The sequence below is a fragment of the Bacillus sp. CDB3 genome (genome assembly GCF_002081505.1).
Classification (GTDB): Bacteria; Bacillota; Bacilli; order Bacillales; family Bacillaceae_G; genus Bacillus_A; species Bacillus_A cereus_AT.
The window spans coordinates 1-14,466 of the sequence record NZ_ALBR01000101.1 but is presented as its reverse complement, the minus strand read 5'-3'; the positions used below and the strand labels follow the sequence as shown (position 1 = coordinate 14,466).

Here is a 14,466-nt window from a genome sequence, read left to right as displayed (position 1 = left end):
TATTTGTTAACATTACATTTACCTTACACTTTTGTAATATTAAAAAGATGAGTGTGTAAGGTTCATTGGTAAATGAAATTTTATTAGCGATTCGACAAGTAATATCGACTTACCGAAAAAGATGACAATAAAAATGGGCTGTTCCACAAAAGGAACAGCCCACTTCTCTCTTTATTTCTTTAAAGGTGTTACCGTCCAATACGTAATAACACGCCAAATCCATTCTAGTGGCCCCATTTTAAAGATTTTCATCCAAATTACACTAAATACAATTTGAATCGCATAAATTGCGATACACACATATAACGTTTGCATGTAAGTTAAGTTTCCTGCAAAGTTAAATACACTACCTGCAATTAAAATCATTGCAGTTTGTCCGATATAATTTGTTAAAGCCATACGACCGTAGTATTTCAGTGGTGCTAATACTGTCTGAACTGGTTTTAGTTGAAGCAATAAAATTAATGTTCCTACATAGAAAGCTGAAATAATCGGTCCAACTGTCACACCAATTTTTAAGAATTGGCTTGCAGCATCCATTGTCCCATCCTCATTCTCAAGTATCATATTTATAAATGGTTCAGCAGGAACATGCCCATATTGATACCATACAGCTACGACACTTAAAACAAACATAATACCTGTAAAAATAGCAACTTGCTTTATATTTTGCGTGAGATTTTCAAATACACGATATTGTCCTGCAGCAAGCCCTAATAAAATTAGACCTAGCGGTAAAAATTCTTTAGCTCCCATTACACTGAAGGTAATTGTCAAAATAAGCCCTAGTACTAGATTCACTTCTTTTTTCGCTTTATAAAACGGTAAAACGATTAACCCGCAAATCGCGTATAACGCTAATGCCTCTCCAGGTTGAAACATTTGATGAATGTAGCCAAAAATAAACAATGCCACTACGCGTCGTAAAAATAAGACATAGCCATTTTCCCCCTTTGCAATCGCTCTAGAGATAAAGATATAGAATCCCACTCCAAATAAGAATGAGAAGATTGAGAAGAAACGACCTTCTACAAATAAGTATAGAAACCTTTGATAACTAGCATCCACTGTATTAGGATCTGGAATTTTAATGTGAAGTAGTGCAAGAATATTTACTAAAATAATCCCCAGTAATGCGAAGCCACGAATGTAATCTAACTCATCAATTCGTTTGTTTGTAATATTGTTCCCCATAAAGCAACTCCTTGTATAAAGTGAAACTATACTCAGTAGGGGTTTTGTTCATCCCCCACTGAGTATTAGTTGAACCAATCGGGCATTTACGGGCAGTTGATCTCCCACCTAACTTCTTTGCCCAGCTAAATTTTAAGGTGGGAGTTTTACTGCCCGTTAATGCGGGATAAAATTTAATCCTTCCTTACTCTACTGGAGAAAGTGGCTCACAACCATCGACAAACCTTACAGAAATCTTACATTATTGTAATATAATAAAGTGAAACTTCATTCAGTGGGAGGTGTTCATCCCCCACTGATTATTAGTTGAACCAATCGGGCGTTAACGCGGGATAAAATAAAACCAGGTCATATTGCGACCTGGTTTACTCTGATTGCTTTGATCTTTGAGGTTGTCCCTTTTTACTGTTACGCTGTTTCACTTGCACAACTGGATCAAGTTCATTTGAAAACTCAGCGTTATGTCCATTTTGCGTTTTTTGTTCTGGATTATTTTGATCTGAACGTTTCGCCATTACATTCACTCCTTATTAGTGCGGTGTAATAATCATTTGATGTTGCAGTTGGCGAATTGCCATACGTGCTCTATTTAATTGCTCACGTTGCTCATCATTCGCATGTTGTTGCATCGTTTGTAAATCGTTATATGCTTGCTCTAATTGCAACTGAGCATCCGAATACTCCATCGTATTGTAATGCTCTTGTCTCATGCCAAGGTCTAATTGTTCTTTCGCATATTCCACCGCTTGTTCCGCTTGTGTAATATACGATTCAAGTGATTGACGCTCTGCCATAATTGTCCCTCCTTGCTTCAATTCCCCTTTAGTGTGTCCCTTCCATCTCAACCTTATGAGTATGTTATAATGGATTTTATTTGTTTCATTTTGACTCGGCTTAGGAGGGAAAGTAATGAAGGTTCAAAACCCTTTTCCATATACAAACGACAATAAACGTTATCATACATGGAATTACCATTTACGAAATGAATTTGGTGAAAAAATCTTTAAAGTTTCATTAGATGCTGGCTTCGATTGTCCGAACCGTGACGGTACAGTTGCTTACGGCGGTTGTACATTTTGCAGTGCCGCTGGATCTGGTGACTTCGCCGGCGATCGCCGCGATGATGTTATAACGCAATATCATGAAATGAAAGAAAAAATGCATGCAAAGTGGAAAGACGGAAAATGTATCGCTTATTTCCAGGCGTACACAAATACACACGCACCACTTGAAGTGTTAAAAGAAACATTCGAACCGCTTCTAGCAGAAAAAGACGTTGTCGGTCTTTCTATCGCAACTCGTCCAGATTGTTTACCGGACGATGTCGTTGCATATTTAGCGGACTTAAATAAACGCACGTACCTTTGGGTTGAACTCGGATTACAAACTGTTCATGAACGAACTGCAAATCTTATTAATCGCGCTCACGATTATCCATCGTATGTGGAAGGCGTAAATAAATTACGCAAACACGGCATTAGAGTTTGCTCTCATATTATTAACGGTCTTCCCCTTGAAGATTACGACATGATGATGGAAACAACTCGTGAAGTTGTCAAACTTGACGTACAAGGAATTAAAATTCATTTACTTCATTTATTAAAAGGAACGCCAATGGTGAAGCAATATGAAAAGGGGCAACTAGAGTTCCTTTCTCTTGAAGATTACGTAAGTCTCGTTGTTGATCAACTTGAAATTATTCCAGAAGACGTAATTGTGCACCGCATCACAGGTGACGGTCCACCTGATCTAATGATCGGTCCAATGTGGAGCTTAAATAAATGGGAAGTATTAAATTCCATCGATGCAGAATTTGTACGCCGCGGAAGCTGGCAAGGAAAATATGCAAATGAGGAGAAACAAAAATGAAATTAGAGCGTGTATTACCGTTTGCTCGCACGCTGCTGCAAACGGCTGTTAAAGAAGGAGATTACGCTGTAGACGCAACACTCGGCAATGGTCATGACACTTGCTTCCTAGCTGAAATCGTTGGAGATAACGGAAAAGTATTTGGATTTGATATTCAAAAAGAAGCAATCGAAAGCTCTACTATCCGTCTAAAAGAAAAAGGACTTTTTGAACGTACTGTTTTAGTTCACGATAGTCACGATACACTTGTATCCGTATTACCAGAAGATGCAAAGGGAAAAGTAACAGGCGCAATCTTCAACTTAGGTTACCTTCCTGGCGGAGACAAACATATCGTCACAAAACCGAACTCAACAATCTCGGCTATCGAACAATTACTAGACGTAATGGCACCAGAAGGTATCATCATCCTTGTTATTTATCACGGTCATCCAGAAGGACAAGTAGAACGCGACGCTGTTCTCAAATTTGCAGAAGAACTAGATCAAAAACAAGCTCACGTTTTACGATACGGCTTCATTAACCAGCAAAATAACCCGCCATTTATTGTGGCGATTGAGCAACGATAGTATATCAACGATTTTGTCGATATATCGACAATTCGACAAAACATAACAAAAACAGACGTGTATTTATTGCACGTCTTTTTCTTATCCTCCTATATAATGGATGTATTAAATATTAAAGGGGACTAAGCAATGGTCTTATCCCTGTCAAGTAGACAATGTTAAAAAGACTAAGCAGCCATCGAGATTCGATATTCTATCGGCGCTCGATGGTTGAGTCGTTTTTGGAACCGTTTATAGTTATAAAAGTAAATATATTCTTCAATTGCTTGTATTAAATCTTCTTCTGTTTTAAAATGATTCAAATACAACATCTCCGATTTAAAATGGGAGAAAAATGACTCGATACAAGCGTTATCATGGCAGTTTCCTTTGCGAGAGTGGCTACCAATGATACCTAAATCGGAAAGTCGTTTATTGTAGGCATGAGATGTGTACTGGAATCCCTGATCTGAATGGAGAATGGTTCCACGCACATCTCTTTTTTGTGCCACCATTTCAATTGTATCTAATACAAGTTCATTATCATTCCGCTTGGATATTTTCCAAGAAACAACTTCGTTATTATAAATATCTTGGACAACAGAAAGATACCGAAATCCCTCTTGGAATCGTAGGTAAGTAATATCTGTAACAAGTGCCTCATTTTGTTGGCGATCTTTAAATTCACGGTTTAAAACATTCGGAAAAACATTGGAATAGTTCCCTTTAAAGAAGCGACGCTTCTTTCGAATAATAGATTGAATATTGAGCTCACTCATTAAGCGATATACTTTTTTGTGATTTATAAAATATCCCTCTTCCTGTAAAGCGATTTTCATACGTGGATAACCATATTCTTTGTGCTTTACGTGAATAGATCGCATTACCTTTTTTAGTCGTTTCTCGGATTTTAGTCGTATGTTTTCCATACCTTTGGTATGAATCCACTTATAGTAACTGGAACGATGTACACCCGCAAATTTCGTAAGCCATATAACTGGATACTTTGTCTTTAATGATTCAATGATATGATATCTCTCTTTATGTTTTAGTACGCCTCCATTTATAGATTTGGATACTGCTTTTTTAAATATTCAACCTGCGCTTTATAGTAGTCACGTTCCTCTTCAATCGTCTTAAAATAAACACGTTTTCCTTTTAGAGGGTTTGGTATACCTTTCATTCCCCCATTTTTCCCGCGAGTATCTGTAATCTCACCACATTCTTTATATTTTTTGACCCAATTTTTAAGCTGGGTAGAACTTCTAATCTGATATCTTTCCTTTATCATATTGTAACTTCCTTCACCGTTTAAATAACTTTGAACAGCTGATAACTTTAATTCTTCTGAATAGGTATTAAATGTTGAACCTTTTTTAGTCATGAAAAATCCCCTCCAAGTAATAGTGTAACATCCATGTATGTTCATGGTCTTTTTACACTGTCTACCTAAAGGGGATAATATCAGCAATGATCGGAATACTAGCAGGAATGGGACCAAAATCAACTGGACCATTCGTCGATACAGTTGTAGCAAAGTGTCAAACAATATACGGAGCAAAGCATGATATGGACTTTCCTCATATGATGATCTATTCGTGCCCAACACCGTTTTACATGGATCGCCCTATTGATCACGAGGCGATGAAAAAAGCGATTATTGAAGGAGCACAAAAACTTGAAAGTACTGGCGTAGAATTTATCGCTATGCCGTGTAATACAGCGCATCTTTATTTTGAAGAATTACAGCGTTCTCTTTCTATTCCGATTTTAAATATAGTCGATGAAACGTTAAAAGCAATTCCTGAAACTGCAAAAAGAGTCGCTCTCCTCGCAACAGAAGCAACTGTTCAAGCTGGGATTTACCAAGATGGGATTACAAAACGTAATATAGAATACATTCATCATGGAAAATGGCAGGAAATGATTAATCAAATTATTACTTGTATTAAATCTGGAGAAATTGAGGAAGCTCGTGAATTGTGGAACGCGCTCGTTTTACACTTGCGAGATGAAGTTGATACCGCTATTATCGCATGTACCGATTTAAATGTGGTGGCGCGTGAGGACTTTGTCGATTCCTCTCAATGTCTTGCGAAAGCGGTTGTTAGGATGTATGTAGAAAATATAAGGGGGTCCCAATGAATATACCTTTTGAAATGGGATACACATTTGACGAAAATCTTAGAGAAAAACCTATATCCCTTGCTGAAATGAAGCAAGGGATTGTATTTTTGAAAAAATATTTACAAAAAGGAAATGTATATGGAAAAGACTGTGGATTAATCGGCGTTTATGAAAGAATCGCTGGCAACCTTTCTGAAAGTAAGTATTACTTACAGGAGGCGATTGAATATTACACACAAACAGACAACATCCAAGGGCTTTTTATTAACAAACTTCGTCTCGCACATACATATCATTGGGAACGAAAATTTTCTGCTGCAAATACACTCTTTATCGAACTTCTAGAAACACTACCAAACTTACCCGCTTATGAAGATTTTTTCTACCAACATTACGGAAAAAGTAAATTAGATGAAGGTTACTTCCATACTGCCCTATCTTATTTTCAAAAGGCACTTAAAATTCGCTTACGAAAAGGCAACGAGGAACTTATCCACTCAACAAAATTTTGTATCGAGTATTGCATGTCACGCCAATAAATATATCGACCAGACTCACCCAAAACTTTTAACTTTCTTCACAATTCTTTCAAAATAATCACACTTAATCTCGCTATATTAAATAAGTAGTTTATTCATATAGGGAAGGTTAGGGGAACTGAAGTATGAAACAAAATCGTTCGCTTCATTACATTTTTTGGCGCTGGCATTTTTATGCTGGGCTTTTTATTACGCCGCTTCTTATTACTTTGTCACTGAGCGGAATTGGGTATTTATTTCGGGAAGAAGTTGAAGATTTCATCTATAAAGATTTATATTTCGGGAAGAGCGCCCAAACAGAATCTATTTCGATGTCTGATTCGCTTTTCTTAACAGAGAAAAAATATCCACATTATAGTGTGGCGAAAATTAGTGAGTTTAATGGGGATTATAATACTAGGCTTACAATTGCAAATGAATATACTGGGCAACAAAAATATGTGTATTTAGATAGCAATAATCAAATTGTCGGAGATCAAAATGCAAGTGAAACATTTGCTAATATAATGCGGGAATTGCATAGTTCTCTTTTAGTTGGTGGTACTGTCGTCAACTATATTGTAGAACTTGCGGCATGCTGGACAATCTTTTTAATTGTGACTGGGTTGTATATGAGTATACGCCAATTCAAAAACACACCAGCATCCAATAAGCGAGAAAAGGCAAAACGACGTCATTCTATTATCGGTATTATATTTACAATTCCTCTCGTTTTGCTAGTCGCATCTGGATTGCCGTGGTCAGGTTTTATGGGTAACCAAATTTATAAGATTGCATCGTCGAATGAATCAATCGGATATCCAAAATTGTATATGGTACCGCCTGAATCGAAGGTAAAAGAATTGCCGTGGGCAACAAGAAAAGAAGCTCCTCCTGAATCTAATTCGAATGAGCCAAAAGCAATTTCAGTTGATACATTACAAAAAGGAATTGAAATAAAAAAGCCATATGTTATTTCACTACCAGCTGATCCGAAAGGTGTATTCACCGTTTCGAAATCGAGCGGTTCTGGTATTACTGGTATGCACGTCGCACCAAATGAAGAAATAACAGCTTACTTTGATCAATATAGCGGAGAACTCATTTCCAAAACGGACTATCGTGATTATGGCTTATTGGCACAATGGTTCACTTACGGTATCCCGCTTCATGAAGGTCATTTATTCGGATGGCCAAATAAAATATTATGCTTACTAACGACATTATCTTTATTACTTCTCATTTATTACGGAATAAAAATGTGGTTAGCAAGAAAGCCGAAAGGAAAATTAGCAGCACCGCCAAAACAAAGAGATAAGAAAAGCATACTCGTCTTCTTTATCATGATGGTTATACTAGGCGCTGTCATGCCTTTATTCGGACTATCTGTTTTAGTTATTTTCGCAATTGAACTTCTCATATATGTATTTTCAAAAATACGATCGTAATAAAAAGAAAACCACTCTATATGAGTGGTTTTCTTCATCACTGCGCCATTTTCTTTCGGTACATCTTCCCGTTCCAGTAGAAGAATCGTGAAGTGAGCCCTCCGTATTTTACAATGCGCCGTGCCATTTTGTTCATATTCTTTTGTGCTGATACTTTTTGATCTGATAAATAAATACCAAGTAAGCCTCGGCTTATGAGACGATGAAACTTCGCATGAGGCAAATCACCAATGCTCTTCTCTGCTTCTTCAACAAAATGTTTCATACGATCTAATATAGCTTGCTCGTTTTCATAATAACTACAGAAATTCAAATCTCCGCCGATACGGTCTTCTTCTTGATCAATGAAATAATCAAGTAAAATGTGAAGTCCTTGTACGTAAGGAAAGTATCCTTGTCTAATTTTCACAATATCTTCTTCATGTAACTCATCATGAAATGCATATGCTACAAGACAGAAAATTCCAAGCGTAGAACCTGCACATGCTGAAAACTCAAACCAACTCATCGGTGGTAAATTTTCTTTATGTGCTTCAAACCATGTTTTTAAGCGTGGTTCTCTTTCTTCTAACTTCACGTGTTTATGAATTTGCAAATCACAATAATAACAAGCAAGCTCATGAAGAATTGGAGCAATTTTGTCATAATGCTTCGTTTTCTTTAAAACATCCTGACATGTTTCAACGAGTTCATCTAAATAACCACCATCATCTTGATCATCACGATAACGATAATAGTTACCGCCTCCTTCAACTTCAGGACTTAATGCCATTACCATCGACTCATGAAGAGCCGCAAAGTCTTTCGGGTCAAGTGATGTACTACGATCACATAAATTATCTAAGTAGTCGCTAATCGTTTGATACGCTACAATAAAACGAATACATTCCTCACGATGTTCATTTGCTAGCAGCGCTAAAATACCACCACCTTCGCAATGAAACGTTTTATTTTCAATACTTGCGATCGCTTGACTATGAAGCTCGTCATTCGGAATATGGTAGGCACGCTCTTTCCACATCGCTAGCTCATGGTGTACAACCGGAAACACATCACGGTATACTTTGGCCATGAGCGTTATGGGATTACTCGGTACGTTCACTTCTTCCTTCATCTCCTCTATTAAATGTACAAATAATAATTTATTTGTTTGTTTCTACTATATTATTGACACGTATTTCAGTAAATGACTGAATATAATTCAAAATTTCATCACGCTCATACTCATTTAATAACTCATGATAACAATTAGGCCATTCCTTATATGCCTTATCACTCATTTTAACATTATCAAACCATGTGCGGACACGTGTTTTATCTACAAGTTTATCCTCACATGCCTGCATTAGCAAGAGCGGAACATCTGGAAAATCATCTATTTTCTCATGAGCAATCTCGATAGACTTAATTAATTCACTATACCAACGCACTGATACTTTACGCAAGAACAATGAATCATTCTCCATCGCATCCCTCACTTCATGATTGCGAGTTGACATTTCTACAGTGAGATTTGTTGCAAATTGTAACTTCGGGGCAACGATATTTAATATTTTTGAAGCAGCACGAAGCGGAGCGGAGGGTGCAGCTAATACTCCTAAACAAGGCGAGCTTAGTACAATCCCATCTATGTCCTCTCTTTTCGTTTCTTGCATCATACGAATAATGACAAGTCCTCCCATACTATGACCAAATAAAAAAATAGGCAATCTATATTTTCTTGCTTCTTTCACCCATAACTTTATTTCCTTTATGTATTCATCAAATGAGTCGATATGTCCTCTATTTCTTGAAGTTGTTCCGTGTGCTGGAAGATCGCCCATAACGACGTGATAACCGATATGATTCCACATTTCTGCAACTGCTTCATAACGCCCGTGATATTCCATAGCACCATGCACGATAATAATGACGGCTTTCGCTTCTTCCGCTTCATAGTTCCACATACGAAACTCCTCCATTTCACTCTTTTTCATAATTTGATACACTAAAACTAGTCTCTAGGAAAGGAAGGCTTTACATGATATATCCTTATAAAGAAAAAAATCCGAAAATTGCGAGTAGTGCTTTTATCGCTGACTATGTTACTATTACAGGCGATGTTTCAATTGGTGAGGAATCAAGTATTTGGTTTAATACAGTCATCCGTGGTGATGTATCACCGACAATCATTGGTGACAGAGTAAATGTACAAGATCAATGTACACTCCACCAAAGCCCGCAGTATCCTCTTATTTTAGAAGATGACGTTACCGTTGGGCACCAAGTTATTTTACATAGCTGCAAAATCGAAAAAGATGCTTTAATTGGAATGGGATCTATCATATTAGATGGTGCTGAAATTGGTGAAGGAGCTTTCATCGGTGCTGGAAGTCTCGTTTCACAAGGAAAGAAAATCCCTCCTAATACGTTAGCTTTCGGTCGTCCTGCGAAAGTCGTTCGTGAATTAACAGAGGAAGACCGCAAAGACATGGAACGAATTCGCACACAATATGTTGAAAAAGGTCAGTACTATAAATCATTACAAAAATAATTTTACTGCTGCCATAAGATTGGCAGCTTTTTTTATAAAGTGAAACTTTAATCAGTGGGGGTTTTGTTCATCCCCCACTGATTATTAGCCTTCACCAATCGGGCGTTTACGGGCAGCAGGGCTCCCACCTAACTTCTTTGCTCCAGCCGAACTTTGAGGTGGGAGTCTTACTGCCCGTTAATGCGGGATAAAAAACTAACTTTTTCTTTACAAAACCTTATTATTCCCTCAATAAAATCTTATTAAAATAGAAGCTAATATCTCCATATATATGTAAACGAGGGAGGAGAATTTTCATGAAGGTCAGTGGATTATATAAAATAGAATGTTTCATTTTTAAAGGAATTAATCGCTACTTTGATCAAAAAACATTAAATATCTTTTTCAGCAATATTACCCATATCGGTGGTGCCACCTTCTCCATTGCACTCACAATTTTCTTTTTAATTTTCGCAACAGGGAATTTGCATCAAGCTGCAATTGCAACTGCTATTTCTTTAACAATTAGCCATATTCCTGTACAAATACTAAAAAGATGGTATCCACGAAAACGTCCTTATTTGACAATTCAGGATGCGAAATATCCAGTACATCCATTAAAAGATCATTCTTTTCCGTCCGGACATACAACGGCTGTTTTCTCTGTCCTCATCCCATTTATTTGCTATAATCCAAACTTGCTTGCTTTTCTATTACCGCTAGCGCTATGCGTCGGTATTTCCCGTATTTATTTAGGGCTTCATTATCCGTCAGATGTATTTGTAGGCATGTGCCTCGGCACTTGCTCTGGCATCATCTCTTTTTATCAACTCATTCCACTCATGTAAAGGAGCGATATGATGAGAGTCGCCATATTTACCGATACATTTACACCACAAGTCAACGGAGTGGCAAAAACTTTGGAACGTTTAACCAAATATTTTCAAAAAGAAAATATCGCCTATTCTGTTTTCGCCCCTCAGCATACGGCAGAAGATAATTTCGTAGCGAATGTAAATAAAATCAGAAGTATCCCGTTAACAATATTATATCCAGAATGTCGCTTTGCCTTTCCTACTCCGCGCATTAAGCGGGAACTTCTTGCCTTTAAACCCGATATCATTCATATTGCTACGCCTTTCAATATGGGACTTTGTGGGTTATATTATGCAAAAAAGTTAAATATCCCGGTTGTCGGTTCTTATCATACTGATTTTGATGCCTATTTACGCTATTACAAAATCGAATTTCTCTCCAATATGCTATGGAACTATTTAAAGTGGTTTCATAGTCATATGCAAAAAAACTTTGTTCCTTCTCCTGAAACATTACATCAATTAAAGAACAAAGGATTTCAACAACTCTATATTTGGGGACGTGGTGTAGATTGTACTCTCTTTCATCCAACTTACAATAAAGACCTATTCCGAAAAAAATATAATATTACAGCTAAGTATGTCCTTTCCTATATTGGAAGGATTGCTCCTGAAAAAGATATTGATACGCTGCAAAATCTTATCGTTAAATCAGCGCATTCTCTAAACGACATTCATTGGCTCATCGCAGGAGACGGGCCTCTAGCAACAAATTTGCGTGAAGCTGTTCCGAAAACAAATGTCACTTTTACTGGATATTTACAGGGCACGGATTTAGCTGAAACCTACGCTTCCTCCGATCTAATGGTATTTCCATCTGCTACTGAAACATTTGGGAACGTCGTACTGGAGTCACTCGCATGTGGTACACCTGTTATTGGTGCAAATAGTGGCGGGGTTAAGAATATTATTACAGATGGAAAAACGGGAGTTCTTTGTTCGCCCAAAAATGAGGATTCATTTCTATCATCCATCTATTCTTTATTGCAGAATGAAGAGCAACTTATGCAAATGGGCATAGCGGCTTCGTCTTATGCTAAAACAAAAAGCTGGGATGAAATCTTTCGTGGCTTACTTGACCAATATGAAACAGTCCTTCAGAACACCACATCAGAATTACTCGCTTAAACAGAAAAACTCCCTTCAAAGAACGAAGGGAGTTTATTACACGATTATAAATTTTAGTTTAATAAATGGTACACAAGGTGAAGCATAACCTTATTTCTATATTAATTATAACAGAATCATACATAACTAAACAGACTTGTAATAAAAACCCATAAAAATTAATATATGGTTATACAGTATTTTTACTGTATAACGATTTTAAGAGAATCCCCTTAAAATCTACTTACTCACATACCTATATACAGCAATTGTTCCCCAATTTCTGTATATCAAAAAACCTTTCATTCATTTGAAAGGTCTTTTTGAGCCTGCACATATTCTTCTTTCGTATTCACATTTATAAACCATTCCGCATCCGCTTGTACATCTTCTCCAGCGACATACTTCACATTACATTGTGATAAAAGTTGTCCCATACTTCTTTTTTCGTCCTGTAGCAAAGCATAAATCTTCTCTTTCACACGGTTATGATATGCTGCAAGTAACGGTTGTTTTCTTCCATTAATAATAGGTACAACCGCATCATATTCATTGCTCGTTTGCTCTAATAAAATTGTAATCCATTCATTTGAAACGTTCGGTGCATCGCAAGGCACGATAATATACCAATCTGAATCTATGTATTCCATTCCTGATACAATTCCAGCAAGTGGTCCATTCCCTTTATAATGCGGAATATCTTCTATAACAGGAACTTGTACGAATTGCTCTACTCGCTCTTTTATATCGGAGTGACTAATGACTACAACTTCTTGCAACGCAGTTGTCATCACTTTCACAATATGCTCAACGAAAGTAGTCCCCTTCCAAATCGCTAACGCTTTCGGCTCACCAAATCTACTCGACATACCGCCCGCTAATACAATTCCAGTGTGCTTACTCATTGGCGATGCAGCTCAAATGTAATATGGCCTAATTCCGGTAAAATTAATTTATTCATCGCAAGGCGAACTGCTCCGCTAGATCCCGGCATCGAAAAGACTACTTTACGCCCAATTGTACCGCCAATTGCTCTACTTAACATTGCGCTACTTCCGATATCTTCTAAGTAACTTATCATACGGAACAACTCACCAAACCCGACGATTTCTTTATCTAATAGAACTGACACTGCTTCAATTGTTACATCACGTTTCGTAATACCAGTACCGCCATTTGTTAACACGACATCAACATCTTCCCTGTGATAACCAGCTAACACCGCTTGCTGAATACTTTCTTTATCATCTTTTACAATTTCATAAGCAGTCACTGTATGACCTGCTTCTTTTAACAATTCATGTAATAGTTGTCCGCTCTTATCCGTCTCTTCCGTACGTGTATCGGAAATCGTCACGATCTTGCAACGCACTTCTTTTGGAGCTTGTTTTTTATGTTCAGTTACGCTCATTTTTTCATCTTTCCTTTCATTTACCTTATAAAATTATGTATAAATCAAAGAATTTAATATGATACAATATAAGTATATTTATCCATATAAAGGAGATTTATATGATTCAAAATATGACACGATACGTACCCATTATACCATTCCTAATTATATTATCCCTTTTCCAATGCATCGCTTACGGGTTTGATATTAACTTTTTAAAATTGTATGTACTTATGCCTGATGGTGGTATTCGCTACTATTTGACTAGTACATTAATTCCTCTCTTACTTGCCTATATAGTAGATTTTATTTTTAAACGTTCTATTTCTAAATAAGGAGGTTTACATACTATGGAACTTTATAAAAAATTAACAACAACATTCATTCTCTTATTTGTTGCTTCCATCACTGTCGGCTTTTCCTTAAAAGGCGCGATTCCATACGCTACATTAGTGAGTATTATATTCGCAACGCTATTTTTACTGAGCAGTGCTTTTTGCGCAGGAAAAGCGCGTCAACTGAAAGGGTAACTGTCTATGTTCCGTAAGAAACTAATCCTTTGCAAATCATGTGAAAAGGAAATACAAACGTATGAAAAAACATGGATTCACATGCCATTTCCGGCAAGTGGTATGACAAATATGAAGAAGTATATTGAGCTAGACGGGGAAGTTTATTGTAGTTCTTGCATTCAAGTAGTAAATAAAGTGAAACTTTAATCAGTGGGAGTTTTGTTCTTCCCCACTGATTATTAGTTGAACCAATCGGGCTTTTACGGGCAGTTAGCCTCCTACCTAACTTTTTTGCTTTACAGCCGAATTTTGAGGTGGGAGGCTTACTGCCCGTTAATGCGGGATAAAACCAAATAAAAAAAG

General features: G+C 37.0%; 19 protein-coding genes. 11 read left to right on the top strand and 8 right to left on the bottom strand.

The window, feature by feature from the left end:
- Positions 1 to 171: 171 nt before the first annotated feature.
- The 3 genes from CDB3_RS26895 to CDB3_RS26885 form a co-directional block, all read right to left on the bottom strand.
- A complete protein-coding gene (locus CDB3_RS26895; RefSeq protein WP_128856587.1) occupies positions 172 to 1,194 on the bottom strand; it encodes a DUF418 domain-containing protein in 1,023 nt (340 codons plus the stop codon).
- 365 nt (positions 1,195 to 1,559) lie between these two features.
- Complete coding sequence (locus tag CDB3_RS26890) at positions 1,560 to 1,709, bottom strand: hypothetical protein (protein WP_001129345.1); 150 nt, start codon at positions 1,707 to 1,709, stop codon at positions 1,560 to 1,562.
- A 15-nt stretch (positions 1,710 to 1,724) separates the two neighbouring features.
- Positions 1,725 to 1,988, bottom strand: a complete 264-nt coding sequence (locus CDB3_RS26885) for a YtzC family protein (protein ID WP_000840865.1) — start codon at positions 1,986 to 1,988, stop codon at positions 1,725 to 1,727.
- A 115-nt stretch (positions 1,989 to 2,103) separates the two neighbouring features.
- On the opposite strand from CDB3_RS26885, the gene mnmL reads away from it, so the two are divergent.
- Both mnmL and mnmM read left to right on the top strand, forming a co-directional pair.
- Complete coding sequence (gene mnmL / locus CDB3_RS26880) at positions 2,104 to 3,063, top strand: tRNA modification radical SAM protein MnmL/YtqA (RefSeq protein ID WP_128856586.1); 960 nt, start codon at positions 2,104 to 2,106, stop codon at positions 3,061 to 3,063.
- Positions 3,060 to 3,632, top strand: a complete 573-nt coding sequence (gene mnmM / locus CDB3_RS26875) for a tRNA 5-(aminomethyl)-2-thiouridylate-methyltransferase MnmM (protein ID WP_128856585.1) — start codon at positions 3,060 to 3,062, stop codon at positions 3,630 to 3,632. Before mnmL ends, mnmM begins: the two co-directional genes overlap by 4 nt.
- A 167-nt stretch (positions 3,633 to 3,799) precedes the next feature.
- Here the strand turns inward: mnmM and CDB3_RS26865 are convergent.
- Positions 3,800 to 4,995 (bottom strand): IS3 family transposase gene (locus tag CDB3_RS26865; protein ID WP_372708537.1). Its coding sequence is split into 2 segments (ribosomal slippage): positions 3,800 to 4,701 and positions 4,701 to 4,995, totalling 1,197 coding nucleotides; the frame shifts between segments, so codons are not numbered across the junction.
- A gap of 86 nt (positions 4,996 to 5,081) precedes the next feature.
- Between CDB3_RS26865 and CDB3_RS26860 the strand changes: the two genes are divergently transcribed.
- The 3 genes from CDB3_RS26860 to CDB3_RS26845 all read left to right on the top strand — a co-directional run bounded on the left by CDB3_RS26860 (position 5,082) and on the right by CDB3_RS26845 (position 7,704).
- A complete protein-coding gene (locus CDB3_RS26860) occupies positions 5,082 to 5,756 on the top strand; it encodes an aspartate/glutamate racemase family protein (RefSeq protein ID WP_128856584.1) in 675 nt (224 codons plus the stop codon).
- Positions 5,753 to 6,277: a hypothetical protein gene (locus tag CDB3_RS26855; protein WP_128856583.1), complete on the top strand. Its 525-nt coding sequence runs from the start codon at positions 5,753 to 5,755 to the stop codon at positions 6,275 to 6,277. Before CDB3_RS26860 ends, CDB3_RS26855 begins: the two co-directional genes overlap by 4 nt.
- A gap of 125 nt (positions 6,278 to 6,402) precedes the next feature.
- Positions 6,403 to 7,704 carry a PepSY-associated TM helix domain-containing protein gene (locus CDB3_RS26845; protein ID WP_128856582.1) on the top strand — a complete coding sequence of 434 codons (1,302 nt, stop codon included), beginning with the start codon at positions 6,403 to 6,405 and terminating at the stop codon, positions 7,702 to 7,704.
- Between the two features lie 37 nt (positions 7,705 to 7,741).
- Here the strand turns inward: CDB3_RS26845 and CDB3_RS26840 are convergent, their stop codons facing one another.
- Complete coding sequence (locus CDB3_RS26840) at positions 7,742 to 8,806, bottom strand: tetraprenyl-beta-curcumene synthase family protein (protein WP_002138728.1); 1,065 nt, start codon at positions 8,804 to 8,806, stop codon at positions 7,742 to 7,744.
- A gap of 40 nt (positions 8,807 to 8,846) precedes the next feature.
- Positions 8,847 to 9,650 carry an alpha/beta hydrolase gene (locus tag CDB3_RS26835; protein WP_128856581.1) on the bottom strand — a complete coding sequence of 268 codons (804 nt, stop codon included), beginning with the start codon at positions 9,648 to 9,650 and terminating at the stop codon, positions 8,847 to 8,849.
- Positions 9,651 to 9,724: 74 nt separating this feature from the next.
- Between CDB3_RS26835 and CDB3_RS26830 the strand changes: the two genes are divergently transcribed.
- The 3 genes from CDB3_RS26830 (at position 9,725) to CDB3_RS26820 (ending at position 12,219) form a co-directional block, all read left to right on the top strand.
- Positions 9,725 to 10,237, top strand: coding sequence for a gamma carbonic anhydrase (locus CDB3_RS26830; RefSeq protein WP_128856580.1), 513 nt, complete (start codon positions 9,725 to 9,727; stop codon positions 10,235 to 10,237).
- 296 nt (positions 10,238 to 10,533) lie between these two features.
- The gene (locus CDB3_RS26825) at positions 10,534 to 11,064 is read left to right on the top strand and encodes a phosphatase PAP2 family protein (protein ID WP_128856579.1); all 531 of its coding nucleotides are present in this window, start codon (positions 10,534 to 10,536) and stop codon (positions 11,062 to 11,064) included.
- A gap of 12 nt (positions 11,065 to 11,076) precedes the next feature.
- Positions 11,077 to 12,219: a glycosyltransferase family 4 protein gene (locus CDB3_RS26820; protein ID WP_128856578.1), complete on the top strand. Its 1,143-nt coding sequence runs from the start codon at positions 11,077 to 11,079 to the stop codon at positions 12,217 to 12,219.
- Positions 12,220 to 12,500: 281 nt separating this feature from the next.
- Here CDB3_RS26820 and CDB3_RS26815 read toward each other — a convergent pair whose 3' ends face one another.
- Both CDB3_RS26815 and CDB3_RS26810 read right to left on the bottom strand, forming a co-directional pair.
- Positions 12,501 to 13,103, bottom strand: a complete 603-nt coding sequence (locus CDB3_RS26815) for a molybdenum cofactor guanylyltransferase (RefSeq protein ID WP_128856577.1) — start codon at positions 13,101 to 13,103, stop codon at positions 12,501 to 12,503.
- Positions 13,100 to 13,609: a MogA/MoaB family molybdenum cofactor biosynthesis protein gene (locus CDB3_RS26810; RefSeq protein ID WP_128856576.1), complete on the bottom strand. Its 510-nt coding sequence runs from the start codon at positions 13,607 to 13,609 to the stop codon at positions 13,100 to 13,102. Before CDB3_RS26810 ends, CDB3_RS26815 begins: the two co-directional genes overlap by 4 nt.
- Before the next feature lie 101 nt (positions 13,610 to 13,710).
- Here CDB3_RS26810 and CDB3_RS26805 point away from each other — a divergent pair, with 101 nt between their 5' ends.
- From CDB3_RS26805 to CDB3_RS26795, 3 genes are read left to right on the top strand one after another with little or no spacing between them, the layout of a single operon-like run.
- A complete protein-coding gene (locus tag CDB3_RS26805) occupies positions 13,711 to 13,926 on the top strand; it encodes a hypothetical protein (protein ID WP_128856575.1) in 216 nt (71 codons plus the stop codon).
- Between the two features lie 15 nt (positions 13,927 to 13,941).
- A complete protein-coding gene (locus CDB3_RS26800) occupies positions 13,942 to 14,121 on the top strand; it encodes a hypothetical protein (protein WP_002067722.1) in 180 nt (59 codons plus the stop codon).
- A gap of 6 nt (positions 14,122 to 14,127) precedes the next feature.
- Positions 14,128 to 14,310, top strand: coding sequence for a hypothetical protein (locus CDB3_RS26795; protein ID WP_128856574.1), 183 nt, complete (start codon positions 14,128 to 14,130; stop codon positions 14,308 to 14,310).
- Positions 14,311 to 14,466 lie beyond the last annotated feature (156 nt).

Coding starts and splice junctions, on each gene's coding strand:
- CDB3_RS26825 (WP_128856579.1), top strand. CDS start 10,534: ATGAAGGTCAGTGGATTATATAAAATAGAATGTTTCATTTTTAAAGGA.
- CDB3_RS26815 (WP_128856577.1), bottom strand. CDS start 13,103: ATGAGTAAGCACACTGGAATTGTATTAGCGGGCGGTATGTCGAGTAGA.
- CDB3_RS26800 (WP_002067722.1), top strand. CDS start 13,942: ATGGAACTTTATAAAAAATTAACAACAACATTCATTCTCTTATTTGTT.
- CDB3_RS26895 (WP_128856587.1), bottom strand. CDS start 1,194: ATGGGGAACAATATTACAAACAAACGAATTGATGAGTTAGATTACATT.
- mnmL (WP_128856586.1), top strand. CDS start 2,104: ATGAAGGTTCAAAACCCTTTTCCATATACAAACGACAATAAACGTTAT.
- CDB3_RS26890 (WP_001129345.1), bottom strand. CDS start 1,709: ATGGCGAAACGTTCAGATCAAAATAATCCAGAACAAAAAACGCAAAAT.
- CDB3_RS26860 (WP_128856584.1), top strand. CDS start 5,082: ATGATCGGAATACTAGCAGGAATGGGACCAAAATCAACTGGACCATTC.
- CDB3_RS26830 (WP_128856580.1), top strand. CDS start 9,725: ATGATATATCCTTATAAAGAAAAAAATCCGAAAATTGCGAGTAGTGCT.
- CDB3_RS26820 (WP_128856578.1), top strand. CDS start 11,077: ATGAGAGTCGCCATATTTACCGATACATTTACACCACAAGTCAACGGA.
- CDB3_RS26805 (WP_128856575.1), top strand. CDS start 13,711: ATGATTCAAAATATGACACGATACGTACCCATTATACCATTCCTAATT.
- mnmM (WP_128856585.1), top strand. CDS start 3,060: ATGAAATTAGAGCGTGTATTACCGTTTGCTCGCACGCTGCTGCAAACG.
- CDB3_RS26810 (WP_128856576.1), bottom strand. CDS start 13,609: ATGAGCGTAACTGAACATAAAAAACAAGCTCCAAAAGAAGTGCGTTGC.
- CDB3_RS26845 (WP_128856582.1), top strand. CDS start 6,403: ATGAAACAAAATCGTTCGCTTCATTACATTTTTTGGCGCTGGCATTTT.
- CDB3_RS26885 (WP_000840865.1), bottom strand. CDS start 1,988: ATGGCAGAGCGTCAATCACTTGAATCGTATATTACACAAGCGGAACAA.
- CDB3_RS26795 (WP_128856574.1), top strand. CDS start 14,128: ATGTTCCGTAAGAAACTAATCCTTTGCAAATCATGTGAAAAGGAAATA.
- CDB3_RS26855 (WP_128856583.1), top strand. CDS start 5,753: ATGAATATACCTTTTGAAATGGGATACACATTTGACGAAAATCTTAGA.
- CDB3_RS26835 (WP_128856581.1), bottom strand. CDS start 9,650: ATGTGGAACTATGAAGCGGAAGAAGCGAAAGCCGTCATTATTATCGTG.